A 25,097-nucleotide genomic window follows, 5' to 3' on the forward strand; every position below is an offset into this window, starting at 1 on the left:
ATGCGGGAAAATGATCTCGTGTCCATCCGCATTCACGCGATCCAGTGGCGAGACGACGGGCTAATCGCTGTCAAGTTCTCGGACGGTCGTGTCGTTGCCGAGGCGGATCCCACCGATCTCGCAGTCATGCTTGAGCTGTTCTCGGTGGTCGAGTATCGCCCCTGGCATCGTCGTCTGATCTTCAAGTTTCGCGATGGCCACGGCTTCGAGTGTGAGCTCGGAACTGCGAGGGACCCTTCGCCGACTCGTGGTCGCCCAGTCGTGTACCTGGACCAGAACCACTGGAGCACTCTGAGTAAGTCGCTCTTCGCACCTCAGCGTGTTTCGGACTCCGAGCGTCTCGCGGCAGTGCGACTGCTCAGGATGGCCGAAGCGGGCGAGGTCATCCTGCCGTTGTCGTCCGCTCATCTGTCGGAAACCGGCGCCTGGTCAAATGATGTCGGGCGTGCGGAATTGTCACGGACGATACTCGCTGGGAGTCGTGGCTGGCAGATGCGAGATGCGCTGGAAGTGCGAGCGGGCGAATTCCGACAACGCCTCGCTGCACTCGCGGGAATCGACATCGCGCCACCGGCCCCCGTGATCACGCTCGAGCCGTACGCCGCGCTGGACCCGAGTATCCGAGCAGATGACGAGCGGGTATCCTTGCCCGACGATCTCCCCGAGGCGTGGAAGTTCGGCTACCTGTCGACCCTGTCGAACACCGTCTACGTAGGGTGCCTTCTGGACCGTGAGCCGACGCCGCGCGGCTCCCTCGCCGGATGGTTGGCACGTGTGCAGCGGTTCTCCTCTTGGCTGGACGGAGAACGACAACGCAGCAAGAGTGATCGCCGCAAGGCAGCACGGCTGTTCGCCGCCGCAGACGTGACCAAGGAGATAGCCACCGCTGCGGCACAGATCGGCGCGACTTCTACTCAAGCGACGGAGTGGTTCGCAGGTGCTTGGGACCAGATGAGCCTCGGCGCCCCCGCGATCACTCTCTTTCGCTCGGTGATGGTCGACAAGATGCTCGCTGGCGCACGCTGGGAGGAGAACGACCTCACCGATCTCATGTACCTGTGTACTGCCGCGGGCTACGCCGATCACGTGGTTGGTGAACGACGGACTATCGGACTACTGAGACAGTCGGTGCGCAGGCTTAATGTTGCGATGCAGTTGCACACCAAGCTCGCCACTCTTGTGCAGAGCCTCGATCACGTCTGATTGTCCTCGCGCCAAGGACAGGGGATCAGCGTTCTGAGTTCGATGATAGGCACGATGCGTGGGGCTGCAGTCCGGGCTTCGAGTTCAATCAGATCGGCGCTCGGTCGGGCCGTTATCTTTCTTCGTTTCGCCAGCCGCCCGCTCCACGATGCGGAGGAGGAGGTCGGCAAGGTGAATGATGTCGGCCGCCTCACTGGGGTCTTCAAAGTGCACAACGCGGTGACCGGACGCGTTCTTAAACGCTCCGATCGTTCCGGCGAAGAGTGACGCGATCGCCTTCTTCTCGGCTGCGACCTCGCCGGTGGTCAGCGGGCCGTTGTCGGGGTTAAAAGCCGTGTGCATGAGCTGGACGCCGTAGGTGTCTGCACCAAGCCCCGATAGGTCTCGCACGCGTACTTCCACCTGGCGAGTGGCTTCGAACACCGCGGTCTGATAGCTGCCTCGTTCGAAATTAAGGCGGGCCTCCGAAAGGGCGGGATGGAGGTCAGCATGCAAACGCATTGCTGCTTCAACGTGCGCCCCACTTCCTTCGCGAGCGGCGGCGAGCCCTTCGGTTGTAAGGCGGAACTCGCCGCCGCTTCCGCTGTTCTCCGACGCGGGGCCGATGAGTCCTCGCGCGATGAGCCAGGCACATGCGTCAGCGAGTACCTGTGGTAGATCTAACTCGTCGTACTCCTTTGGGCGGCGTCGCCGACCGGCGCTTCGTTCCAACTCATACGCGCTTGCGTCGGCATGAGCGCGAATGTTGGGGATCGAGAACTCGCGCTGGTCACTCGTGCTGAAGCCGGACACGAGTAGCATGCCCACTTCTGCAGGCTGCATTCTCTGCAGCGCGGACACCGATACGTCGATCCCGGCGAGCAAGATTCTGAGGTCGTCCCCACCCCGACTATCGGCGTCTACCACGACCGGCCCCTCTCTGCGTTTGACTCAGGAACACGCGGTACGGACGCCGCGGCTCAACTTATAGTGTCGCGCTTCGATGGGACTTTGCGCAGCGCCGCCGATGGGACCTGGGAGAGAGTGAGCCGAACGAGACCTCGTGGGACGGCCGTTGAAGTGTCATGCGGATGCGCTGGCGCATGAATGGCACCGTCGGCCCTGCTGGACTGAGCGCGGGTGGGAGGTCGAGTGGAAACGGACAGAACGGTTCGAACGGTGTCGGCGAGCGGGACGGGACCGGCGACGGGGGAGTTCGAGGTCTGGGACGGCGCCGACAAGCAAGAGCCGGCAGGCGAAGTGGCTGCGGATTCAGCTTTCATTGGCAACGTCGGCTCGCGCGGCAACCTGTCACGCCTGTACGTCTATGGTCCGCGGCGCGATAGTGTGCAGAACTAGCAGTGATGTCGCGCTGGAGGGGATCCGATGACAAGTGGTTCTGCGAGGACCGTTCGCGCAGTCCTTGAGAGGTTCGGCACATCGTTTTCCACGTTTGAGAACGCCTTCAACGAAGGGCAATATGCGCTTTGGCTGGGTTCGGGTATATCGCGGGAGCGGGTTCCGAACCTGGGAGATCTCCTCACCCGGGTCCTTGAGCATCTGCGAGCGAGCACTGTCAGGGAAGCGGCCGAGGGGGAGTTCCGTAACGCTCTCGAGGATGTACTTCGACTCGCTGGGCTGAGCAATGAAGAACTGCGGACGGTCGACTACTCGGTGCCGTTCGAGGAGCGGTTGCTGAAGGATCGGATCATTCCCGCGCTCGTGCCCAACTACTCGCGAGTACTTGATGTGCCCGTGGGCGACGACAACCCAGAGGACTACCTAGTGTGGACCGGGATTGACGTGTCGAACACCTACGGGTCGCCCGACCTCGAGCCCGATGTCGAGCATTACTGCATCGCGCTCCTCATGCTTGAGGGGCTCGTGAGCGCAGCGGTCACGGCGAACTGGGATGGTCTGTTGGAGCAGGCGCTTAGCGAACTAAACCCGATGTCCGAATCGCTCGTTCGAGTTGCTGTCAAGCCGGACGATTTCCGCATCGCCGGTCGGCGGATAGATCTGATCAAGGTTCATGGCTGCGCAGTGCGTGCACGCGACAACGAGGGCGAGTACCGTGACTCACTCGTAGCCCGGCATTCTCAGATTTCCGCGTGGACCGAGCAGCCGCAGAATCGGCTGATGAAGAAGCAGCTGGAGTCCCTCTTCGCAATCCAGTCAACGCTGATGATTGGGCTGTCCGCGCAGGACGGAAATCTGCAGACGATATTCGCTGCCGCGGCTCAGGACTTGCCGCGATCGTGGCCGACGTCGCCACCCGCCATTGTGCTCAGCGAAGAACGCGTAGAGACGTATCACCAGAGTGCCCTGCGAACTACATATGGCACGACCCACCAGGGTAACTCGAGCGATATCAAAGCCTCCGCACTCTTGGGTGCCTATGGCAAGCCTGTCCTGCTGGCCCTGGTGCTTTCCTCATTGACCGAGAAACTCAACTTCCTGATGCACCATGGGCTAGGGGAGATGCTGGGGGATCCGGCGGTACTCGAATTGCAAGAACACCTTCGCAAGCTCCGCGACTCCGTAGCGTTACAGGCGGACCCTGACGGATCTACAGAGCTTGCGTACTCAGACGTGCTGGACCTTCAACGCGGCTTTATCGCCCGCGTGCTTGACGTCGTCAGCTTCGCCATGACGGTGTTTCGCTCGGGACGATTCCCGTCCGGCGAACGCCTTCGATACGACCCGCTTTCGGACCGCCCCGCGACACAGGCGGTTCAGAACGCGGACTACCCGGCGATAGAATTCGGGCGACTCGGGGTGGCGCTAGCGCTGATTGGTCGCGGCCTTTCGTCTGGCGAATGGGCTGCAGCCCCCGGGCGTGGCGCGGAGGCGGCCGACGGCGTCGTGCGCTTGGTCACTGCTCAGCGAAACGCCCGCTTGTTCTTTGTGAAGGATGCCATCGTCTTGACGCAGTTAGAACTTGAGGACTCGTTCGATGACAGCGGTGGTGACGTCCTGATTGTTGTGGCGGATGAGGTCCCTCCGTCTCAAGCCCGGTCGCCGAGGTCTCGTTTTGGTCGTGTTGGCAAAGCGAGCGCTGGTCGGTTCAGCGTGGCGTCTAATGTGGCGGACACGGCCTCTCTCGACGAACTGTATGAAGCATTCAAATTAGCGGGTGGGTTCTGATGAGCAGCGTTCAGGATGTCGTCTCCGTATTGGAGAGGGCAGGATTCGAGCGGCTCCCGAAGCCCCTCACCGTCGTAGGGACCGAGTTCGACTTCGAGGCCGCCGCGCGCGGCACGAAGACATCGCATGACCTCGTGCTGGTGGCGACTGATGATGTTCCTGGCCGAAGGCTCCAGCGCCTCGTTGCAGGACTAGCGCGTTCGCTTGATTTAGCAGAGTCCCGCCGGCCGGTGAGTCTCGTCCTCCTAGGAAATATCGCCGCTACGAATCGGTCCGAGCTCGAGCGGTACGCGCGGGTTCTTCCTATCGTCACGCCGACGCCGAGCACGCAGGAGATCACCGACGCGCTCGCAGTTCTGCTGCCTCTAAACCTGACCCCAACCGAACTCTTGCATGGAAGCGACCCGATCAACGAGGTGATGGCTGTGCTTGGCCCGCTGAAAGCGACCTCAGATCGGATCGCGCTGGTTCGAGCCGCGTCTGGCGGGGCAGACGCGGTTCGGGAAGTTCTGCGTAGATATGCGAATGAGGGGGCCGGCTGGCAAGAGGAAGGTTGGAACGGCGATGACTGAGGTTCCTATCCGCCGCCTAATGGTCTCGGACTTTCGACGGATTGAAGGCACTCGTGAACTGCCCTTCGACGCGCCTATCGTTCTTATCCACGGGTCGAATGGTGCAGGAAAGACAAGCGTCCTTTCCGCGTTGGAACTGGCATTGACCGGCGAAATTCGGAGCATGGCGCGACAATCGGATCGCTACCGGGCGCATCTCCCACACCTCGGTCACAACTACGCGACTGTCCGCGTCGATGTCGCCGAGTATATTGCCGGGACCGCCCTTCGCGCGCCGCTGACCGTGAACGGCGATCGACTGGAGGGGGACCCTGCGCTAGATGGCGCAGCCGCAGCGTTCTATAGCGAGCGGTGCTATCTCGATCAATCGTCGCTAGGGCGTCTCCTCGAGCTGTATCAGGCCCGGGAGGGCAACGAGCAGACCGCGCTCGAGAAGTTCGTAAACGAGCTTCTCGGGCTTGAGCAGCTGGACGCCCTTCGCAATGGGCTGAGCGATGCTGGTGATTTTAGGTTGCTCAAGAAACTCGCCATGGGCGCAGACGAAGCTGATCGAGAAGCCAAGGCGGCTGCTGCAGAGCTCCGCGAACAGACCACACGATTGGTGGGTATCCGGAAGGAAGTTGCGTCCGCGCGGCTTGCCACTCTCGAGGCCATCGGGGTCGGCGACCACGAACCGTTGGCGAACGCGTCTGAGATCGACCTGGTCGAGCACGTTGGCGCTGTGATGGCAGATGATCGCAACGCGACCGAGGCAGCAGTTGCAGATGATCTTCATCAAGAACTTCTCACACTGAGAGGACGCATCTCGGCGCAGGTCGAGCGGCCTTCTTCGCGACGACTTGAGGAAGCTAGGGAGGCGCTGCGCGCAGCAGTCCGTGCCAAGGACGACTGGAATGCCGGTGCCGGCGAGCGAGTCCAGAAGTGGGAAGAAGGAGCTCGGGCAGCTGGCGTCGAACTGAGGACCGGTTCGAGCGCTGCCGTTGAGAGAGCAACGGCGCTGGTGCGCAAAGAACTCGACACCGCCTCCGAGGTGCTGGGCCGGCTGGAGTCGATCGAGGAGCAGCTTCGCGCCCGCCGCGTAGAGCTTGAGACCGTGCAGAAGCGGCTCAGTGAAGCGCGCGACCATTCGAGCGCTCTGGTTGAGGGCCTGGCCGCGGTCCGAAACGTAGTGGGCGCGAGTAATACCTGTCCCGTCTGCGATCGCGACTTCGTCGAGACCGGTGCGGACAGCCTTCTTGCTCATATAGACGCAAAACTGGCGGAGATCGCCAGCCATGGGGAGCAACTTGTTGCCTTGCGAAGCGAACGGGACGAGCTCGCGGCGCAAGTGTCTCGGCTTGAAACAGAGCACGCTCAGTTGACGACCAGGCGGCTGCCCGATGCTCGGCGGCTGGAGGTAGAAGAGCGCTACGCCACTCTTGTTCGTCTCGGGGGTGAAGCGGCTGGAATCGAGGCCGAGATTTCGTCGGGCGCAGGTCTCGCCCGCGCCGTTCGCGATCTACAGCATTCGCTAGAAGAGCAGGAATCGGCTCTCTCAGATGAGGCTTACGCAAGCGAGGCGCTCATCCGGATCGCGGGTCAACTCGGGCATACGGTAGAACCGACAGCTGAATCGCTGTCGTCTGTCGTCCTTAGTCTTCTAGAGATCTCGGCAGCTAACGTCGCCAGGCTTGCCGACGAAGCCAACAGGAACCAGAAGGCAAGCACTGCTGCCGGTCGCCTTGAGGATGCGCTCAAGAGCGAGTCTGCCGCCGTCGACAATCTGGCGGTCGTCGCTGAAAAGAAGACGCAATGGGACGAGCGCGTTGGCGAAGTGAAGCGTCGCCAGACGATTGCCAAGGATGTTCTCGAGGCTGCTACCAAGGCGCGAGCCAATATCGTCCACCGCGTATTCACTGAGTCTCTCAACGACGTTTGGAAGGCGGTGTTCACCAGACTCGCTCCCAATGAAGGGTTCATCCCGAGCTTCGGCGTTCCGAGCGCAACGAAGAAGACGTTCGACATCAATCTGCAGACCACGCACCGTAACGGTGAAGCTGGTGGGCCACCTCAGATGATGTTGTCGGCTGGAAACCTGAACACTGCGGCGTTGTCGCTGTTTCTTGCTCTGCATCTCGCTGTCGACCCCGTCGTCCCTTGCCTGGTCTTCGACGATCCTGTCCAGGCGATGGATGAGGTTCACGTCGCGCAGTTCGCGGCGCTCATTCGTCTCCTTGCGAAACAGAACGGGAGACAGATCATCATCGCGGTCCATGAACGTGAGCTATTCGATTACCTGGCGCTTGAGCTCAGTCCTGCCTTCGATGGCGATGAACTCATCACCATCGAATTGGGCGCGCGCGCCGATGAGGAGGATGAGGGCATTACCCGCCACCGCTGGGTGCCGGATGTCGCGATCGCGAACTAGGAAGGCCCGCGTGGGTTGAAGATGAGGTCGGAGCGAAATCCGGGCTGACCAGTGAGGATGTTGCCGCGCCCTGTTCAAGCCGCACCACCGCGTTACTGACAGGTTTCGTGAGACAAGGGCCTGCCAACGGCAACCATGAGAACCACGCAATCATGCGACTCTGCTGTCTCACGAACTGTCAACTTTCGCGAGATCGGACATCCGGCGCGGCATCGGCCGTCATCGGTGCGACAGCAGTTCGAGGGCGACCACGAGGACGACGAGCACGAGTTCCGCTGCGAGGATGACGAATCGCTGCCGCCGGGGAAGGGCGAGCTTCCGCACGGCGAGGAAGCCGACGGCTGCGACCGTCGCGACGCTGATGGCGGTGCCGGCTGACAGACCGATCCCGACCTCGTAGAGTCCGAGCGCCGCGGGAGCAAGACAGGCGAGGGGCGGCAGGGCGACCGTGCTCGCGCCCAGCGTGCTCAGGATGATCCGGCGGTGCTCGGCCATCTCGGGTAGGCGACTGTGGATGATCATGTGGCTGAGGAGATCGGCGATGTACACGGCGACGACCGTTGCCACCACCGCGACCACGAGCGTGCCGATCGCGGCCGTGGCGCTCGGGTGGTCGTCGTGAGTGCGCAGGGCGATGAGGACGGCGAGGACCGTGAAGGTCACATAGATGCGTTCCTTGAGGGCGGACGCGCGGTGCGCACGCAGTTCGCCATCGCTGCCGTCGCTGCCGTCGCCGCCGTTCGGCGGAGCGGTGGTCATGACCGTCGCTCCGCAAGGGGAGCGTAGGCGCGGAGGAAGACGCGTGCGCCATCGGTCATGATGTCGCGAACGCGGTCGGGATCCGACCGTCGGCGGAGCGGCTCGTTGAGTACTCGCAGTGTCGTGAGCGCCGTGAAATGATCCGCGGCCCGTTGCGGGTCATCGACGTCGAGAAGGCCGGCGTCCGCGAACGCCGCGAGGCGAACCGCGACGGCCTGCGTGTGGGCCGCGTCGAGCGGATGGTCCTCGAGCTCGGGAAGGAGCGGCTCGTTCTCCGAGATGAGCGTGACCGCTGCGGCGTAGTCCGCCGACGCCAGGAGGGAGCTCCCGAGTGCGGACGCGAAGGCGGTGACCGCGCGTTCGAGATCGTCGGATGCCCCGGAGTCGATGTCCTCGGGTAGGTGCTCATCGAGGAGTCGGCGAAGCGTGTCGAGCGCCGCCTCGCCCGCCTCTTCGATGACGGCGAGCAGCAGTCGCCGTTTGTCGCCGTAGTAGTCGTAGACGGTGCGCTTCGATACCGCAGCCTTCGCCGCGACGGCATCCATGCTCGTCCGCTCCACGCCCACGTGCACGAAGAGGTCGCGGGCCGCCGAGAGGATCGCCGCGCGCTTGTGCGCCTGCCCGGGCCGGAGGGTCTTCTGCGGAGCGGCGGTCATGGGGGTCCCTTCATCGGCCGATGCCCTCACTCTACACCGACGAGTGTAGAACTACACGATACGGTGTAGTGTACGAATATGCCCGCCTTCGAAACCGCCACCCTCCAGGCCCACGCGCTCGTCAAGCGCTATGGAACCGTCACCGCCGTCGACGGCCTCTCCTTCGCCGTACGGCCGGGGGTCGTGACCGGTTTCCTGGGACCGAACGGCGCCGGCAAGTCGACGACATTGCGCATGTTCCTCGGGCTCGACAAGCCCACGAGCGGTGCCGCGACCGTCGGAGGGCACCGCCTGTCGGAACTGCCTCAGCCCATGCGCGTCATCGGAGCGATGCTCGACGCGCGGGCGGTGCATCCTCGGCGTACCGCGGCTGCTCACCTCTCCGCCGTCGCGCGCGCCGGCGACGTGCCCCTACGGCGAGTCGCCGAGACGTTGGAGATGGTGGGGCTCGCGGAGCACGCGAATCGTCCCGCCGGCGACTTCTCGCTCGGGATGAAGCAGCGCCTGGGCATCGCGACGGCTCTGATCGGCGACCCCGGCATCGTCATCTTCGACGAACCCCTCAACGGCCTCGACCCCGAAGGCATCCGATGGGCCCGCACCCTCATGCGGGGGTTGGCGGCCGAGGGTCGCACGGTGCTCTTCTCCAGTCACCTCATGGGGGAGATGGAGCTCACGGCCGACCACCTCCTCGTCATCCATCGGGGACGGCTGTTGGCCGACCAGCCCGTGGGCGACTTCATCGCCGAGCAGACGAGCGAGTACGTGCGCGTTCGCACACCCGACCTGCCTGCGCTGCGAGAGGCGCTGGCCGGTGCGGGGATCGACGCGCACCTCTCCGACATCTCTCCGGATGCCCTGACCATCGGCGACACCACGACCGATCGCATCGGTGGCGTCGCCGCCGCTTCCTCGATCGAACTGTCCGAACTCACTCTCGTGCGCGACTCACTCGAAGACGCCTTCCTCGCCATGACCGCCCCCGACCGGAAGGCCGCCTGACATGAACCTCCTCGCCGCAGAATGGATGAAAGTCCGCAGCGTCCGCAGCACGTGGGTCATCGCCGCCGCCACGGTCGTGGTGACGGTGCTCGTGAGCCTGCTGGGGATCAGCGGCCTCATGAGCGACTGGCAGGCGGACCTCCCCGCCGACTTCGACCCCGTCGGCAACAGCTTCAAGGGCATCCTCGTCGGCCAGATCCTGATCGCCACGCTCGGCGCGCAGAGCATCACCAGCGAGTACGCGACCGGTCAGATCATCACCAGCCTCACCATCACCCCTCGACGTGCCGCGCTCCTCGCCTCGAAGCTGGCGGTCGTCGTTCTCGCGGCGCTCGCCACCGCGGTCGTGGCGGTGACCGGCAGTTTCGCCGCGAGCCAGGCGGCCCTCGCTGCCGCCGGTCTGCCCACGGCCCCCCTCACCGACCCCGACACGGTGCGTGCGATGCTCTGCGCCGTCGGGTACCTCGTGCTCTGCGCCGTTCTCGGACTCGCGTTCGGCCTGATCACCCGCAGCGCCTCGGGTGCCCTCGGCATCATCGTCACCGTCGCGCTGCTCGTCCCCGCCCTCGCCCCTGGTCTTCCGGGCATCGTCGGGGAGTTCGCGGGAACCTACTGGCCGACCACAGCGGGCCAGGCCTCCTACACGACCGGCCCCGGCGGCCCGCTTCCGCCGGTCGCCGGACTCGCGGTCATGGCGGTCTTCACCCTCTGGACGACGCTGGCTGCCCACCTGGTTTTGAAGACCCGCGACGCCTGAGACTCTCCGGTGACGCGCGTCAGAAGAACGAGAAGCGCGAGACCGCGTAGTCGAGGCGCTCGCCGCGCAGCTCGATCGGCCGCCAGCCGGTGTCGCGTCCGAGTCGCTTGCCGGTGCGCGTCGTCATGACGAGGTAGCCGACGCCGTCATCCGGGCAGTGGTAGAGGGCCACGTACAGCTCGCCGAGATTGACGCCAGTGCCGGGGCCGAGTTGGTAGAGCGCGTCGAGGTTCCCGGCTCTTAACTGCTCGAACAGCCATCCGTGGTGTTCGGGTGGCGTGTTCCAGTGGCGGTTCCAGATGCGGTTGAGCGACGAGCCCGTGTCGCGCATCTTCCACGTCAGGGTGGAATCCCCCCAGATCGACAGCGTCGCTCCCCACGCGCCCAGCGCCCGACGCGTGATGTTCGGATGCGAGAGGAGCTGGTCTTCGACGTCGAGGTAGCCACCGTGCATGATTCTCGACCCTAACCCGCTCACCGCGCGGAACGGCGACGCGGGCGACCGCGACCTCGTCGGGAAGGGATTTCCCGCTCGGGCGACCCCCGCTACGTTCGAAGAGTGACCACACCGGCCGAACGGATGCTTCTCGATCGCCCAGGAGGAGTCCGTCTCTCGTGGGAGCAGTTCGGAAACGGTGCCGTCCCGGCTCTCTTCCTCCATGGCGGGCCGGGATCCGGAATCTCCGATTTCCATCACACCCTCTTCGATCCGTCGATCAACAGAGTCGTGGCATTCGATCAACGCGGATGCGGCCGGAGCACCCCGTCGGTCGCCGACGACCTCTCATCCTTGCAAAGCAATACCACCCAGACGCAGATCGAAGACATCGAAGCCCTGCGGGAGCAGGCGGGGGTCGAGCGGTGGTTGGTCGTCGGGCTCTCCTGGGGAGCGACCCTCGCGCTGGCATACGCGGAGGCTCATCCCGGGAGGGTGAGCGGGCTCGCGCTGGGCGCCGTCACGACGACCAGCCACGCGGAGGTCGAGTGGATCACACGCGATCTCCGCCGCGTCTTCCCCGAGGAGTGGGAGCAGCTCGAGAGGGTGGCCGAGCCCCGCCCTGCGGAGCGCGTGGTCGACGCCCTCTACCGCGCCATCACGAGCGACGATGAGGCGGTTCGCGACCGCGCGGCGCAGGCCTGGGGGCGCTGGGAGAACACGCACGGATCACTCGACCCGAACTTCTCGCCCGATCGCCGGTGGGACGACCCGCGCACGCGAATCGAGCTCGCCACGCTCATCCTCCATTACTGGAGCCACGACGCCTTTCTGGGCGCTGCAGGCATCCTGCAGGGCATCGATCGGCTGGCCGCGATCCCTGGCGTCCTCGTCCATGGTCGCAGGGACCTCAGCTCCAGCATGTCCGTGCCGTTCGATCTGCACCGTGCATGGTCTGCGAGTCGGCTCATCCCAATCCTGGACGAGGGGCACGGGGGCCCGACGATGGTCCGGGAACTCCGCGAGGCGGTGCGCCGGATGTCGATGGATATGCGGGGGTGAACCTTCTTCCTCGTCACCCCGCCGGAACCGGCACGTGCCAGGCGGTGACCGACACGGTCGCGCCGCCGATGATGTCGAGGGGCATGGCCCAGGACCGGTGCGGCGCGGAGGCGCCATGGCCCGGCCGAACTCATCGGTGCGACAGCATGTTGCCCAGGTCCACCGGTCCGTTCACAATGGGGGGTCCACGTTGGGCGTCAAGGGAGGCGATAGTGAGCAGAGAACTCCACACGCACGACTTCGTCGATGCGGTGCAGCAGGTATGGGCCGAAAAGGAGACCCCCCTCGTGCCGGAAGGATTTGTCCTGACCGGCACTGAGATCGTGGACGGCTTCCTCATTGTCGAGGTCACTCGTACTGATGGCGCAAAATACGGCTATCGAGCGGCCTTACCCCAGCCGCTCGAAGGCGGGGTCGATCGACCGCTACCGACCCCGGAGGATTGGACGCTATGGAACATCCTCGTGCCCTTGATGGAAGAGTTGGAAACGGACCCGGATAGCCGGATTACTGCAAGCAACGACGGTGTCCGATGGCTTCCCGAACACATTCAGGCGGATTCTTGAGCGCCACAGAGTGGCGCGGCAGATTTCGGATGTGCTCCACGCCGTGAGCGTCCCGGCGGGTCGCCGCGAGTCGATTCATCCCGCTCCTGCCGGCGTGGGTGCGGGTCAGCCTGCCGGAGTCGGAACGTGCCAGGCGGTGACCGACACGGTCGCGCCGCCGATGATGTCGAGGGGCATGGCCCAGGACAGCCGCTCCTCGCCGGGCCGCACAGCGATCCACACCGAGCGGGCGGCGAGCTGGCCGTGCACCGAGTTCGCGTCCCAGCCGATGACGGCCGAGGCCGCATCGCCGGGCTGCAGCGTGAGCGGGGCGGGGCCGGGGTCTGCAGCCATGAAGGAGCCGCCGTGCTCGACGGTCACGTCGAGGCGGTGGTCGTTCTGGTCGCCGTACGCGACGTCGGGGTACCCCTCGACGACGCACGGTTCGTCCGACACGTTCACGAGCGACAGCGCTTGACCGCGGTGGCCGGTGGCCCCGTCGGGCGCGGGCGCCAGGATCGTCGTGTTCGCCGCGGTGCAGGCGTCGTCGGGAACGGCGCCGTCGGACGCCGCGGCGGTGGGCACGGGCTCGCCCTCGGCCGAGGGGTCGGGAGCGGCCGCGCCATCGGGGTCCGCCGGCGTTTCCGCCGCCTGATCCTCGCGCAGCTGCTGCTGCGTGGCGGCGTGCCCGGCCTCCATGGCGAACGGCAGGGCGATCAGCGCGAGAGCCGCGACAGCCGCGACCAACGTGCGTGCGCGCGGCGGCGATGGGTGAACCTCCCTTTCGAGGGGGTCGTCCGGCGGCGGAGCATCCGCTCCCCGACTCGGGAGCGCAGCATCCGTCCGGCGGCGCGCGACCGACCGTGCGCTCACGAGAGCGGGAACCCACCCCACGAGCACGCCCCACCACGTCGTCATCGCGGCCGCACCCATGGTGCCGGCGGCACCGCGGATGCCGAACGAGCCCACCCATGTCACGAAGCTGCCGACATCGATGGACGCGCCGATGGCGAACGTCGTCAGCACGCCCGCCAGCCATCCCGCCGCGAACGCTCCGCCGCGCCGCCCGAGGACGGCGGCCAGAGCGGCGAATCCGGCGACCAGCGCGGCCACCGTCAGCACCTGCACGACGACGGCCCATCCGAGCGGGCTCCCGAGCACCCCCCGACCCATGGGTGACGGAATCAGCTGCGCGAGCGTCGCCAGGCTCCCGCCCGCCAGCGACAGCCCGTACGGGATCCATACGCACAGGAACCACAGGAAGGCGAGCACCGCTCCGCCGATCAGACCACGCTTCATCGCATCCCCCCGGATCATGCCCCCGATCGGGGACGGTTCGACCCTATCCGTCCGGCGCGCCCGCGCCCCAGCGGCCGAGCGATTCGATCGCCGTGCGCAGCGCGAGGCCGCGGTCGGTCAGCGCATAGGCGCGCGTGTTGTGGTGCAGGGGGAGCCGCGTCAGCACGCCCGCCTCCTCCAGCTCCCGCAGACGCGTGGCGAGCATGTTCGTGGGCGCCCCCAGGGCGCGTTGCAGGTCGCCGTACCGCTGCGGGCCGTCGAGCAACTGCTCGACGATGAGCAGGGCCCAGCGGGCGCCGACGACCTCGAGCGCGCGCGCCAGGTCGCTCACGCGTCGTTGGCGTCGTCTGCCTCGGGCTTCATCCAGAAGGGGGAGTAGTGGTAACCGTCCGGATCGTCGAACTGCCGCTGATACATGAACGGGTAGTCGTCGGTATCGCCGACACGGCCGCCGGCGCTCTCGGCTCGCGCGACGAGGTCGTCCACCGCCTCGCGGCTGCCGAGGTCGAACGACACGGTGATCTTCGACGGGGTGTCCGGCCCGCCGATCAGATCTTCGGTGCCGCCGACGCTCGCATACATCTCGCGGCTGCCGAGCATGACGTACTGCTCGGGTGCGATCGCGAAGCACGACACGTTGTGGTCCGACATCTCGGTGTTGAGCGTCCAGCCGAGGGCGGTGTAGAAGGCGGTCGAGCGCTCGACGCTCTCGACGGGGCAGGTGAGGAAGAGGGCCATGAGCCGATACTTGCAAAATACAAGTGCGACGTCAAGGCCCCCCTGCGGCCGCGCAGACGAGACGCGCTACAGCCACTTCTTCGCCTTGAAGATCGTGTAGAGCACGACGCCGCCGACGAGCATGCCGAGCAGCGCCAGCGGGTAACCGAGCGGCCAGTCGAGCTCGGGCATGTGCCGGAAGTTCATGCCGTAGATCGTGCCGATCAGCGTGGGCGCGAACAGGATCGCGGCCCACGACGAGATCTTCTTGACCTGCTCGTTCTGGGCCAGCCCCGTCTCGGAGAGCTTCCTCGTCTCCTCGTTCTGCGCGAGGCTCGCCTCGGAGAGCTGACGCATCTCGTCGTTCTGACGCTGCGTCACGAGAGTGGCATGCACCGTCAGCGCATTCTCGAGCAGAGCGCGGAACCCGTCGGCGCGCTCGCTCACCCGGATGACGTGGTCGAGCACGTCGCGCACCGAGTGCCGCAGCTCCACATCGACGCCGTGCTCGCCCGCCCCCTCCTGCAGGCTCTCCAGCATGTCGCGCAGCGGACGCGTGGCGCGCTGAAACGAGATCACCTCGCCGAGCAACTCGTAGATGCGCCGCGCCACCGCGGGGTCGCCGGCGAACAGCTGATCCTCGATCTCGTCGATGTCGTTCTCGAGCCCCGCCACCACGGGCGCGTACCCGTCGACGACCTCGTCGAGCACCGCGTACAGCACGGCGACCGGCCCTCGTCCGAGCAGCGTCGGATTCGCTTCGAGGCGCGCACGGACGCGGGCGACGTCGGGGTTCTCGGCGTGCCGCACGGTCACGACGAACTGCGGCCCGATGAACAGGTGCACCTCGCCGAACTCGACCGTCTCGCTGCTGTCGATGTACCGCGCCGGTCGCAGCACCACGAAGAGCGTGTCGCCGAAGCGTTCCAGCTTCGCTCGTTGATGCCCCTTCAGGGCGTCCTCCACGGCGAGCGGATGCAGGCCGAACTCCCGAGCGACCGCATGGATCTCGTCCGGCTCCGGGCGGTAGAGGCCGATCCAGGCCATGCCCTGCCGCTCGTGGAGCAGCTCGAACGTCTCGTCGAGCGTCTGCGGGTCGCCCGTGCGGTGCCCCGCCACGTAGATGGCGTTGTCGATGACCGTCATGCGCCCATCATCCCTTCTTCGCGTCGGGCGTGACGCCCTCCTTCGCCTGCTCGACGAGCGACAGGGGATCGGCGATGTCCTCCAGCGACTTCCCCGCCGCGCTCACCCCGAAGATGCCGCAGATCACACCACCGAAGATCATGATCGCCGACCCGAGCACGTAGCCCCAGAACAGCGGACCGCGGTCGCCCGTCTCGGCGCTCGCGCCGATCAGCGACCCGTAGAGCACCGGGGCGATGGCGCCGACGAGCTGACCGATCGAGAACACGTACGAGATGACCTGGCTGCGCAGTTCGAGCGGGAAGATCTCGCTCACGGTCAGGTACGCGGCGGATGCTCCGGCCGAGGCGAAGAAGAACGACGCGCACCAGAACGCCGTGTGCGTGGCGGCGTTGAGCACGCCCGCGTTGAAGAGGAACGCGCTCACGAGCAGGATGGATCCGGCGAGGGTGTAGGTGGCGAACAGCATCCGCCGGCGCCCCCACGTGTCGAAGAAGTGACCCAGAAGCAGCGCTCCGGCCAGGTTTCCGACGGCGAAGATGATGAAGTACTGCGAGGCCGACGCCGGCGGGGTGTCGTAGAAGTTCTCGAGCACCAGCGCGTAGGTGAAGAAGATCGCGTTGTAGAGGAACGACTGGGTCACCATCATCGTGATGCCGACGAGCGTGCGTCGCGGGTAGGTGCGGAAGAGCACCTTGGCGATGGTGAGGAACGGCACGCGACCGTACTCCTTCACGGTGATCGCCTTCGTCTCGTCGACGTCGGGGATCGTCTTGCCCTCCTTGCGGATGCGCTCCTCGATCTCGTCGACGTTGCGCTCGGCCTGCTCCTCGCGGCCGTGCGTCATCTGCCAGCGCGGGCTCTCGGGGATGTGGCGACGCAGCCAGATGATGAGCACACCGAGCACCGGTCCGACGAAGAAGCTGAGTCGCCAGCCGATGTCCTCCGGGAGGATGTCGGTGTTGAGGAAGAAGAGGTTGGCCACGGCGCCGAGCGCCGCTCCGCCCCAGTAGGTGCCGTTGATGGCGATGTCGACGCGTCCGCGGTACCGCGCGGGGATGATCTCATCGATCGCCGAGTTGATGGCCGCGTACTCGCCGCCGATGCCCGCGCCGGCCACGAACCGCCAGATGTAGAAGAACCAGGGGGCGAACGCGAAGCCCGCGACCGCCGATCCCACGAGGTAGATCGCGAGGGAGATGAGGAAGAGGTTCTTGCGTCCGAGGCGGTCGGTGAGGCGGCCGAACACCAGTGCGCCGAAGACCTGACCGAGCAGGTAGCAGGTGCCGGCGAGGCCGACCTCGGCCGGACCCATGCCGAGGGTCGATGCGTACCCGTTGGCGGCGACGATCTGCACTTCGAGACCGTCGAGGATCCACGAGAATCCGAGGCCGACGACGATCATCCAGTGGAAGCGCGACCACGGCAGCCGGTCCATCCGCGCGGGGACGAGCGACCGGACCTCCTTCACGCGGGAATCGGATGCAGACACGGGTCCTCCTTCTCGCGGGCCTCACACCGCCCGCAGCCTCATCTGTCTTACTCCTCCGTGTGAATGGATCGCATCTGGTTGACCCGCAACTCGCGGCGGTTCTAGAGTTCCCCCTTCACGAGGGCGACGGCATCCGATGTCATCCTCCCGACGGACGCGGCGGGCGGCGCGTCGGCGGAACACTGGACGGATGAGGCGGATGCTCCGCCGCCGCCCTCGGGCGGCACGATGTCTGGAGAACTCCGCATGGACAACCCCTTCGGCGCCCTGCCCGTGCTGCCGATCGTCGCGCCGCTCGGGCTGCTGCTGTTCCTGCTGCTGCTTGGCCGCCTGCACATCCGCGGGCGCTTCTCGCTGCCCCGCGCGGCCGTCGCGCTCGCGCTGTCGATCTATGCGGCGGGCGTCGTCGCGAACACCGTGTTCCCGATCTTCCTGAACGCCCCCGACAGCGGCGAGCCATGGCAGCCGGCCGTGGCCCTCGTGCCGTTCGCCGACTACGAGATCGACGACGCCCTGATGAACATCGCAGTGTTCCTGCCGCTCGGGATGCTCATCCCGCTGCTGCTCGCGCGGCCCACGTGGGCGCGGGTCGTGCTCACCGCGGCCGCTGCGAGCCTGGCGATCGAGCTGGCGCAGTTCGTCGCCGACCTCTTCTTCGCGGGCGGGCACATCTCCGACGTGAACGACTTCCTGTCCAACGTCGCGGGCGGGGCGATCGGCTACGGGCTCTTCGTCGCAGCGAACCGGGTTCCGGCGCTCGCCCGTCTCATCGACCGCTTCCGCTGGGCCGGCACCCGCGAAGGACGCACCGACGCGGGCGACCGGTCCGAGATCGGCGCCCCCGTGGATACGCTCGTCTGATGACCACGACCGCCGCCTATACGGCACGAGCCGTCGAGTACGCCGAGGTGCTCGGCTCGATGGCGGCGGTGCATCCGTCCGATCGCGACCTCGTCGAGTGGTGGGCGCGGCAGGTGTCGGACCCCGTGCTCGACGCCGGATGCGGCCCCGGACACTGGACCGCTCACCTGGCGTCGCTCGGTGTGGAGGTGCGCGGGATCGACCTCGTGCCGGCCTTCGTCGATCACGCGCGGCGCCGCTTCCCGGGCGTGCGTTTCGACCAGGGGAGCATCGACGACCTCGACGAACCGGATGCGTCGTACGGCGGCGTGCTCTCGTGGTTCTCGACGATCCACCACGCACCCGAGACGATCGGCGCGCCCCTCGCGGAGTTCCGCCGCGTGCTCCGGCCCGGCGGTCTTCTGGCCCTCGGATTCTTCTCCGGACCCGCCGTCGAGCCGTTCGAGCACGCCGTCACCCGGGCGTACCGGTGGCCCGTGGCGCCGCTGCGCGCACTGCTCGACGCGGCGGGCTTCGACGTGATCGAGGTGCACGTGCGGGAGGAGCCCGGTGCCCGGCCGGTCGGTGCGATCATCGCCGAGCGGCGCGGCGACGGCTGCTGACCCTCGGTCGAACGCGGGAGGCCGTGGTTCCCAGCACGGTACGCGCCTCATCCGCGATGCGCAACCGTGTGCGCGAGCGATCGGCGGGGTGCCTATGGTCACGGCATGAGCGACATCAACCGCACCCCCGAGCCCCGACCTTCCCGAGACGTGGATGCTCCGGCGCGTGACGCCGACCTCCCGCCCATGACCAGCGACCCCGCGGCCGCACGGCGCAGCACCGAACAGGACCTCGCCGCGGCGCGGGCCCGCGAGGCGCAGGCCCGCGAGGACCGTCTGCACGACGAGCGCGGGCACGACGACCGCCGTGACGATGTCCCCACCGCGCGGCACGAGACCACGCATGTCGACCATGACACGGTGCACGACGGCGACCGTCATGACGACACGAACCCGCGCGGCCGGCACGACGCCACGAGCCTGCGCGACGACGTGCACGCTCGCGAGAAGGCGGAGTTCGGCGGCTTCAAGTTCGGTTCGGCGTTCTTCGGCTGGCTGACCGCGATGGGGCTGACCGTGCTGCTCACGGCCCTGGTCACGGCGATCGGCGCTGCGGTCGGCGCGAACACGGGTACGACGCCCGACGAGGCGGCCGACGCCGCGATGGGCGCCGGAGGGATCGTCGCGATCATCGTCATCGCCCTCGTGCTCTTCATCTCCTACTACGCCGGCGGATACGTCGCCGGCCGCATGGCGCGATTCAGTGGTGCGAAGCAGGGCATCGCGGTGTGGCTGTGGGCGATCATCGTCGCGATCGTCGTCGCCATCGTCACGGCGATCGCCGGCGCGCAGTGGGACATCCTCGGCAACCTCGACAGTTTCCCGCGCATCCCGGTCACTGCCGAGACCGCGACGGTCACCGGCATCCTGACCGCGCTCGGAGCGGCGGTCGTGACACTGCTCGGCGCGATCCTCGGCGGTCTCGCCGGCATGCGCTACCACCGCAAGGTCGACCGGGTGGGCCTCGGTCGCTGACGGATTCCCCGCCCGGTCGCACCTCGGTGCGGCCGGGCCGGGAGGGGACGGCGGCACGGTGGCGCGCCGTTAGGGTGGGGAATGGATGCCGATCGGCACCTCTTCCCCTTTTTCTTCGCCTCGGCGTTCGCTGGCGCCCGCATGCGCCCGCGAGCGAGGCGCCCGCCGCCCAGGAGGCGAGATGACCGCGGTCACCCCGGCCTGCGCACGTGCATCGCGCTCGCGCATCGAACCCACCGTCGCTCAGGCGCTCCGCAATCCTCGGCTGCTCACCCGCGAGGTGCTCGCCGGACTCGTCGTCGCCCTGGCCCTCATCCCCGAGGCCATCGCGTTCTCGATCATCGCGGGTGTCGATCCGCGCGTCGGGCTCTTCTCGTCGTTCGTCATGGCGGTCACCATCGCCTTCCTCGGTGGTCGCCCCGCGATGATCTCCGCCGCGACGGGAGCGGTGGCGCTCGTGATCGCTCCCGTCGCCCGCGAGTACGGCATGGACTACTTCATCGCCACGGTGATGCTCGCCGGAGTGCTGCAGATCGTGCTGGCGGTGCTCGGCGTCGCCCGGCTCATGCGCTTCATCCCGCGATCGGTGATGGTCGGCTTCGTCAACGCGCTCGCCATCCTGATCTTCATCGCGCAGATGCCGCAGCTCATCGACGTGCCGTGGCTCGTCTACCCGCTGGTGGCCGCCGGGCTCGCGATCATGCTGCTCATGCCGCGCCTCACCAAGGTCGTGCCGGCGCCTCTCGTCACGATCGTGCTGCTGACCGCCGCCGTGCTCGTCTTCGGGTGGAACGTGCCGAACGTCGGCGATCAGGGCGAGCTGCCGCAGAGCCTGCCCGAGCTGTTCCTCCCGCAGGTGCCGCTCACGCTCGAGACGCTCGGCATCATCGGCCCCTACGCCCTCGCCATGGCCGCGGTCGGTCTGCTCGAATCGCTGATGACCGCGAAGCTCGTCGACGACATCACCGACACGCACTCTCCCAAGACGCGCGAAGCATGGGGGCAGGGTGTCGCGAACGTGCTCTCCGGCGCGTTCGGCGGCATGGGCGGCTGCGCGATGATCGGCCAGACCATGATCAACGTCAAGGCGTCGGGCGCCCGCACCCGCATCTCGACCTTCCTCGCCGGGGTGTTCCTCCTCGTGCTCGTGCTCGCCCTCGGCGATGTCGTGGCCGTGATCCCCATGGCGGCGCTTGTGGCCGTGATGGTGCTGGTGTGCGTCGGCACGTTCGACTGGCACAGCATCCGCCCCGCCACGCTGCGACGCATGCCGAAGAGCGAGACCGCGGTCATGCTGATCACGGTCGTCGCGACCGTCTGGACGCACAACCTCGCGATCGGCGTCGTGCTGGGAGTGCTCGCCGCCATGGTGATGTTCGCGCGACGGGTGGCCCACGTGGTCACCGTCACCCGCATCGAGCCCGCGGCCGACACCGCAGCCGACACTGCAGCCGACGATGCGGGCGACGGGGCGGGCGACGGCGGGGACGCCTCGCCGGGGGTCGTCCGGTACGTCGTCGAGGGCGAGTTGTTCTTCGCCTCGAGCAACGACCTCACGACCCAGTTCTCGTACTCCGCCGACCCCGGGCACGTGGTCATCGACCTCAGCCGGTCGCACGTCTGGGATGCGTCGACCGTCGCCGCGCTCGACGCCGTGGTCACCAAGTACGAGCGCCTCGGCACGACCGTCGAACTGCACGGGCTCGACGGCGTGGCCGCCGCTCTGCACGGACGCCTCACCGGCACGCTCGGCGGATGAGCGGATGCCGCGACGACCCGTATCGTCGCAGCATCCGGCGCGTCAAGACCGTCGTGCTCGGCGGCGTCGTGGTGTTCGGTGGAGACTTCCGCCGATCCGGAAGGACTCCCCACCCGTGAGCACCACCGCCCCCTCCCTCGCCGATGCCCGGCGTGCCGCCCGCGACGCCTTCGGCTGGGACTCGCTCCTGCCCGGGCAGGCCGAGGCCATCAGCGCCGTCGTGGGCGGGCGCGACACCCTGGTGGTCTTCCCGACCGGTGCGGGCAAGTCGGCGGTGTATCAGATCGCCGGTCTCGAGCTGGGCGGGGTGACCGTCGTGATCTCGCCCCTGCTCGCCCTGCAGCGCGACCAGGTGCTGTCGATCGACGAGGCACCGGATGCGCCGGCCGCGGTCGCCCTCAACTCGCGGACCTCCGCGAAAGACGAGCGCGCCGCGTGGGACGCGATCGAGAGCGGCGAACCCGTCTACGCGTTCCTCGCACCCGAGCAGCTGGCCCGACCCGAGATGGTCGAGCGCCTGACGCGGGCCGACGTGCGGCTGCTCGTGGTCGACGAGGCCCACTGCGTCTCGGCCTGGGGGCACGACTTCCGGCCCGACTACGCCCGACTCGGTGAAGTCGCGGAAGGGTTGGGGCATCCGCCGATCCTCGCGCTGACCGCGACCGCGTCGTCGCCCGTGCGCACCGACATCATCGAGAAGCTCGGCATGCGCGACCCACACCTCGAGATCCGCGGCATGGACCGACCAGAGATCCACCTCGCCGTGCGTCGCCACGAGAGCGACGGCGAGAAGCGCTCGGCGGTGCTCGACGAGGTGGCAGACGAGTCCGGCCCGGCGCTGCTGTACGTCGCGACGCGCAAGGAGACGGATGCCTACGCCGAGGCTCTCGCCGAACGCGGTCGGCGGTCGGCGGCGTATCACGGCGGGATGAACGCGAAAGCCCGCGACGCCGTGCATCACGCATGGCTCGACGGCGAGCTCGACGTGGTCGTCGCGACGTCGGCGTTCGGCATGGGGATCGACAAGCCCGACGTGCGGCTCGTGGTGCACGCCGACGTCACGGAGTCGCTCGACGCGTACGCGCAGGAGATCGGACGCGCGGCGCGCGACGGCGAGCCGGCGCGGGCAGTGCTGCACTACCGCCCGGAGGACTTCGCCCTGCGGTCGTTCTTCGCCGCCGGGCACGCCAAGCCCGCCGAGATCACGGCGGTGTGGAAGGCGCTCGCAAAGTCGACGGCCCCGATGCGCGCGACGGCGCTCGCCGAGGCGTCGAGCCTCTCGTCGCGCCGAGCCACGCGCATTCTCGGGGCCCTCGTCGACGTCGGTGCGGCGGAGGCGACCTCGCGTGGCTTCTCGGCGGTCGACGGGAGGCGCCCGAAGGAGGTCGCCCAGGCCGTGCGCGATCATGAAGACGCCCAGCAGCGCATCCGCGAGAGTCGCATCGTCGTGATGCGCGGGTACGCCGAGGCGACGCGGTGCCGTCGCGTCGCGTTGCTCGACTACTTCGGCGTCGAGTCGCCGGAGTCGTGCGGCGCGTGCGACCGTTGCGACGCTGGATCCACCGACGCCGGCGCGCGGGTGAGCGAGGGCGATGCCGTCGCCGACGCGCCGGAGGACGGCCTGGTCGCCGATGCCGCGGTGGACCACGAGGCATGGGGTGCGGGCACGGTCGTGAGTACCGAGTCCGACCGCGTCACCGTGTTCTTCGAAGACCAGGGTTACAAGGTCGTCGCACGCGAGGCCGTAGACCGCGGGGTCCTGCAGGTCGCCGGGGACTAGCCCGCGGGCACGAGTCCGGATGTCAGCGCTCGAAGCCCTCCTGCAGGCGGCCACCGGCGCGCTCGAGCTCGTGCGCGACCCGGGCGGCGAGCGCCGTGTGATCGTGGGCGAGCAGGGGAGCGGTGAGGGCATCCGCCCGCTCGGCGTCGAACTCTCGGAGCCTCCGTGGAAGATACTTGCCTGCGCCGACCCATCGTCCGTTCGTCAGAAGGATCAGCTCCGCCGTGCGTTCGAAGAGCAGGGATGCCAGGACGTGCTTCTCCAGCGGATCTGATGCGTCGATGAAGTCGTCGAGCACATCGGTGAGAACATAGCGCCGCAACCGCCGCTCCGCGTCATCGAGCTCGGGGCCACGGCGATACACGGGTTCCCACAGGGTGCGGTACCGCTCGCGCTCAGCCCCGCCGCGCACGGTCAGACCGTCGAGGAGCATCTGCACGATGACGGGTCGATACTGCGCCAGGCCTCGCTCCGCCCACGTCGCGAAGCCCTGATGCGTGTACGCGAAGACCTCGAACACCTCGCCCTCGAACCGGTAGGTCGCCGCGAGACTGTCGCGCCCGGCCTCGAACAGCTCGTCGCCGAGGAGCAGCAGATCGATGTCGCTGGTCGGAGTGCGCGTTCCGCGCGCCGTGCTGCCGGCCACGATCACGACCTCGGCTCCCGGGAAACGGTGGGTCACGAAGCGCTCCACGAGCGGCACGAAGTCCATGGAACGCGAGCCTACCGACGCTCGGGGGCGTTGTTCAGAAAAGCATCCGGTCGCATGCATTACACTGGACTTACCAAGGGGAGTACTCCGCCACGGTGGTTTCGTCATTACGGATGCAGTCGCATCCCGGCCCACCGGTTCCCGATCGGGAATGGAGAAGACTTTGGCTCTGCTGCCGCATACGCCGAGTCTGGAGCCTCCGTTGGACGTCACCCCCCTCATCTGGATCATCACGATCGCCGTCACGATCGCGTTCTTCGTGTACGAGTTCTTCGCGCACGTGCGCACCCCGCACGAACCGACCATCGGCGAATCCGCCCGCTGGTCGATCTTCTACATCAGCCTCGCCCTCATCTTCGGCGTGGGCATCGGTCTCGTCTCCGGGTGGACGTACGGCGGTGAGTACTTCGCCGGCTACCTCACCGAGAAGGCGCTGTCGATCGACAACCTGTTCGTCTTCCTCATCGTGATGACCGGGTTCGCGGTGCCGAAGAAGTACCAGCAGAAGGTGCTGATGATCGGCATCGTCATCGCGCTGATCCTGCGCGGCATCTTCATCGCCGTCGGCGCCACCCTCATCGAGAACTTCTCCTGGATCTTCTACCTCTTCGGTGCGCTGCTGCTCGTGCTCGCTTGGCGCCAGGCGTTCAGCGACCACGAGAGCGACCCCGCCAACGGCCGCTTCATGCGCTTCGTGCGCCGTCACCTGCCGGTCAGCGACGAGTACAACGAAGACAAGCTCACGGTCGTCAAGAACGGCAAGCGCTTCGTCACCCCGATGCTGCTCACGATCATCGCGATCGGCTTCATCGACCTCGTCTTCGCCGTCGACTCGATCCCCGCGATCTACGGCCTCACCGATGAGGCCTACATCGTCTTCACGGCGAACGCGTTCGCGCTGATGGGTCTGCGTCAGCTCTACTTCCTCATCGGCGGTCTGCTCGAGCGCCTCGTCTACCTGGCGCAGGGCCTCGCGGTCATCCTCGCGTTCATCGGCGTCAAGCTCGTCTTCCACGCCCTGCACGTCAACGAGCTGCCGTTCATCAACGGCGGGGAGCCGGTGCTGTGGGCCCCCGAGATCCCGATCTGGTTCTCGCTGCTCTTCATCGCTGCGACCATCGCGGTCGCCACGATCGCCAGCCTCGTCAAGACGCGCCGCGACCCGGCATCCGTCCCCTCCGTCACCGACTCCACCGACACCACCACCAAGTAAGGGAGCACTCCTTGAA

At 66.9% G+C, this 25,097-nt stretch carries 25 protein-coding genes; 15 read left to right on the forward strand and 10 right to left on the reverse strand.

The genetic code is table 11. The features are described 5' to 3' along the window. Positions 1-18: 18 nt before the first annotated feature. Entirely contained in the window at positions 19-1,203 is a 1,185-nt protein-coding gene (locus tag RWS82_RS00370) for a hypothetical protein (RefSeq protein WP_314645679.1), read from the forward strand. Positions 1,204-1,287: 84 nt separating this feature from the next. Here the strand turns inward: RWS82_RS00370 and RWS82_RS00375 are convergent, their stop codons facing one another. Next, entirely contained in the window at positions 1,288-2,109 is an 822-nt protein-coding gene (locus RWS82_RS00375) for a TIGR02391 family protein (protein ID WP_314645680.1), read from the reverse strand. Positions 2,110-2,568: 459 nt separating this feature from the next. Between RWS82_RS00375 and RWS82_RS00380 the strand changes: the two genes are divergently transcribed. From RWS82_RS00380 to RWS82_RS00390, 3 genes are read left to right on the forward strand one after another with little or no spacing between them, the layout of a single operon-like run. Beyond that, positions 2,569-4,329 carry an SIR2 family protein gene (locus RWS82_RS00380; RefSeq protein ID WP_314645681.1) on the forward strand — a complete coding sequence of 587 codons (1,761 nt, stop codon included), beginning with the start codon at positions 2,569-2,571 and terminating at the stop codon, positions 4,327-4,329. Further along, the gene (locus tag RWS82_RS00385) at positions 4,329-4,901 is read left to right on the forward strand and encodes a hypothetical protein (protein ID WP_314645682.1); all 573 of its coding nucleotides are present in this window, start codon (positions 4,329-4,331) and stop codon (positions 4,899-4,901) included. Before RWS82_RS00380 ends, RWS82_RS00385 begins: the two co-directional genes overlap by 1 nt. Next, positions 4,894-7,308 (forward strand): AAA family ATPase, encoded by a 2,415-nt coding sequence (locus RWS82_RS00390; protein ID WP_314645684.1) that lies wholly within the window; start codon positions 4,894-4,896, stop codon positions 7,306-7,308. Before RWS82_RS00385 ends, RWS82_RS00390 begins: the two co-directional genes overlap by 8 nt. Before the next feature lie 219 nt (positions 7,309-7,527). Here the strand turns inward: RWS82_RS00390 and RWS82_RS00395 are convergent, their stop codons facing one another. Then, positions 7,528-8,067 carry a hypothetical protein gene (locus tag RWS82_RS00395; RefSeq protein ID WP_314645688.1) on the reverse strand — a complete coding sequence of 180 codons (540 nt, stop codon included), beginning with the start codon at positions 8,065-8,067 and terminating at the stop codon, positions 7,528-7,530. Continuing rightward, positions 8,064-8,723 carry a TetR/AcrR family transcriptional regulator gene (locus RWS82_RS00400; protein WP_314645691.1) on the reverse strand — a complete coding sequence of 220 codons (660 nt, stop codon included), beginning with the start codon at positions 8,721-8,723 and terminating at the stop codon, positions 8,064-8,066. Before RWS82_RS00400 ends, RWS82_RS00395 begins: the two co-directional genes overlap by 4 nt. A gap of 78 nt (positions 8,724-8,801) precedes the next feature. Here RWS82_RS00400 and RWS82_RS00405 point away from each other — a divergent pair, with 78 nt between their 5' ends. Both RWS82_RS00405 and RWS82_RS00410 read left to right on the forward strand, forming a co-directional pair. Beyond that, entirely contained in the window at positions 8,802-9,725 is a 924-nt protein-coding gene (locus RWS82_RS00405; protein WP_314645695.1) for an ATP-binding cassette domain-containing protein, read from the forward strand. A 1-nt stretch (position 9,726) separates the two neighbouring features. Continuing rightward, positions 9,727-10,482 (forward strand): ABC transporter permease, encoded by a 756-nt coding sequence (locus RWS82_RS00410; protein ID WP_314645697.1) that lies wholly within the window; start codon positions 9,727-9,729, stop codon positions 10,480-10,482. 19 nt (positions 10,483-10,501) lie between these two features. Here the strand turns inward: RWS82_RS00410 and RWS82_RS00415 are convergent, their stop codons facing one another. Beyond that, positions 10,502-10,936, reverse strand: coding sequence for a hypothetical protein (locus RWS82_RS00415; protein ID WP_314645698.1), 435 nt, complete (start codon positions 10,934-10,936; stop codon positions 10,502-10,504). Between the two features lie 126 nt (positions 10,937-11,062). Here RWS82_RS00415 and RWS82_RS00420 point away from each other — a divergent pair, with 126 nt between their 5' ends. Further along, on the forward strand, positions 11,063-11,980 hold the full coding sequence (locus RWS82_RS00420; protein ID WP_314648133.1) for an alpha/beta fold hydrolase: 918 nt from the start codon (positions 11,063-11,065) through the stop codon (positions 11,978-11,980). Between the two features lie 212 nt (positions 11,981-12,192). Continuing rightward, positions 12,193-12,546: a hypothetical protein gene (locus RWS82_RS00425; RefSeq protein WP_314645700.1), complete on the forward strand. Its 354-nt coding sequence runs from the start codon at positions 12,193-12,195 to the stop codon at positions 12,544-12,546. Positions 12,547-12,651: 105 nt separating this feature from the next. Here the strand turns inward: RWS82_RS00425 and RWS82_RS00430 are convergent, their stop codons facing one another. The 5 genes from RWS82_RS00430 to RWS82_RS00450 form a co-directional block, all read right to left on the reverse strand. After that, positions 12,652-13,824: a DUF4232 domain-containing protein gene (locus RWS82_RS00430; RefSeq protein WP_314645704.1), complete on the reverse strand. Its 1,173-nt coding sequence runs from the start codon at positions 13,822-13,824 to the stop codon at positions 12,652-12,654. Positions 13,825-13,867: 43 nt separating this feature from the next. After that, positions 13,868-14,155 (reverse strand): helix-turn-helix domain-containing protein, encoded by a 288-nt coding sequence (locus RWS82_RS00435; protein ID WP_314645707.1) that lies wholly within the window; start codon positions 14,153-14,155, stop codon positions 13,868-13,870. After that, positions 14,152-14,562, reverse strand: a complete 411-nt coding sequence (locus tag RWS82_RS00440; protein ID WP_314645709.1) for a VOC family protein — start codon at positions 14,560-14,562, stop codon at positions 14,152-14,154. Before RWS82_RS00440 ends, RWS82_RS00435 begins: the two co-directional genes overlap by 4 nt. A gap of 66 nt (positions 14,563-14,628) precedes the next feature. Then, a complete protein-coding gene (locus RWS82_RS00445; RefSeq protein WP_314645710.1) occupies positions 14,629-15,687 on the reverse strand; it encodes a magnesium and cobalt transport protein CorA in 1,059 nt (352 codons plus the stop codon). A 7-nt stretch (positions 15,688-15,694) separates the two neighbouring features. Continuing rightward, the gene (locus RWS82_RS00450; protein ID WP_400190045.1) at positions 15,695-17,179 is read right to left on the reverse strand and encodes an MFS transporter; all 1,485 of its coding nucleotides are present in this window, start codon (positions 17,177-17,179) and stop codon (positions 15,695-15,697) included. 228 nt (positions 17,180-17,407) lie between these two features. Here RWS82_RS00450 and RWS82_RS00455 point away from each other — a divergent pair, with 228 nt between their 5' ends. From RWS82_RS00455 to RWS82_RS00480, 6 genes are all read left to right on the forward strand, one after another. Next, a complete protein-coding gene (locus tag RWS82_RS00455) occupies positions 17,408-18,040 on the forward strand; it encodes a VanZ family protein (protein WP_314645711.1) in 633 nt (210 codons plus the stop codon). Further along, a complete protein-coding gene (locus RWS82_RS00460) occupies positions 18,040-18,642 on the forward strand; it encodes a class I SAM-dependent methyltransferase (protein WP_314645713.1) in 603 nt (200 codons plus the stop codon). Before RWS82_RS00455 ends, RWS82_RS00460 begins: the two co-directional genes overlap by 1 nt. 105 nt (positions 18,643-18,747) lie before the next feature. Continuing rightward, positions 18,748-19,617 (forward strand): hypothetical protein, encoded by an 870-nt coding sequence (locus RWS82_RS00465; protein WP_314645716.1) that lies wholly within the window; start codon positions 18,748-18,750, stop codon positions 19,615-19,617. 181 nt (positions 19,618-19,798) lie between these two features. After that, positions 19,799-21,376, forward strand: a complete 1,578-nt coding sequence (locus RWS82_RS00470) for a SulP family inorganic anion transporter (protein WP_314645718.1) — start codon at positions 19,799-19,801, stop codon at positions 21,374-21,376. Further along, positions 21,373-21,495 (forward strand): hypothetical protein, encoded by a 123-nt coding sequence (locus RWS82_RS00475; protein WP_314645722.1) that lies wholly within the window; start codon positions 21,373-21,375, stop codon positions 21,493-21,495. Before RWS82_RS00470 ends, RWS82_RS00475 begins: the two co-directional genes overlap by 4 nt. Beyond that, on the forward strand, positions 21,492-23,156 hold the full coding sequence (locus RWS82_RS00480) for a RecQ family ATP-dependent DNA helicase (RefSeq protein ID WP_314645725.1): 1,665 nt from the start codon (positions 21,492-21,494) through the stop codon (positions 23,154-23,156). The genes RWS82_RS00475 and RWS82_RS00480 overlap by 4 nt, the downstream gene beginning before the upstream one ends. A 22-nt stretch (positions 23,157-23,178) precedes the next feature. On the opposite strand, the gene RWS82_RS00485 is transcribed toward RWS82_RS00480, so the two are convergent. Beyond that, positions 23,179-23,868, reverse strand: coding sequence for a nucleotidyltransferase domain-containing protein (locus RWS82_RS00485; RefSeq protein WP_314645727.1), 690 nt, complete (start codon positions 23,866-23,868; stop codon positions 23,179-23,181). Positions 23,869-24,070: 202 nt separating this feature from the next. Here RWS82_RS00485 and RWS82_RS00490 point away from each other — a divergent pair, with 202 nt between their 5' ends. Then, positions 24,071-25,081: a TerC family protein gene (locus tag RWS82_RS00490; RefSeq protein WP_314645729.1), complete on the forward strand. Its 1,011-nt coding sequence runs from the start codon at positions 24,071-24,073 to the stop codon at positions 25,079-25,081. Positions 25,082-25,097 lie beyond the last annotated feature (16 nt).

The sequence above is a fragment of the uncultured Microbacterium sp. genome (assembly GCF_963528945.1).
In the GTDB taxonomy this organism is placed as follows: domain Bacteria; phylum Actinomycetota; class Actinomycetes; order Actinomycetales; family Microbacteriaceae; genus Microbacterium.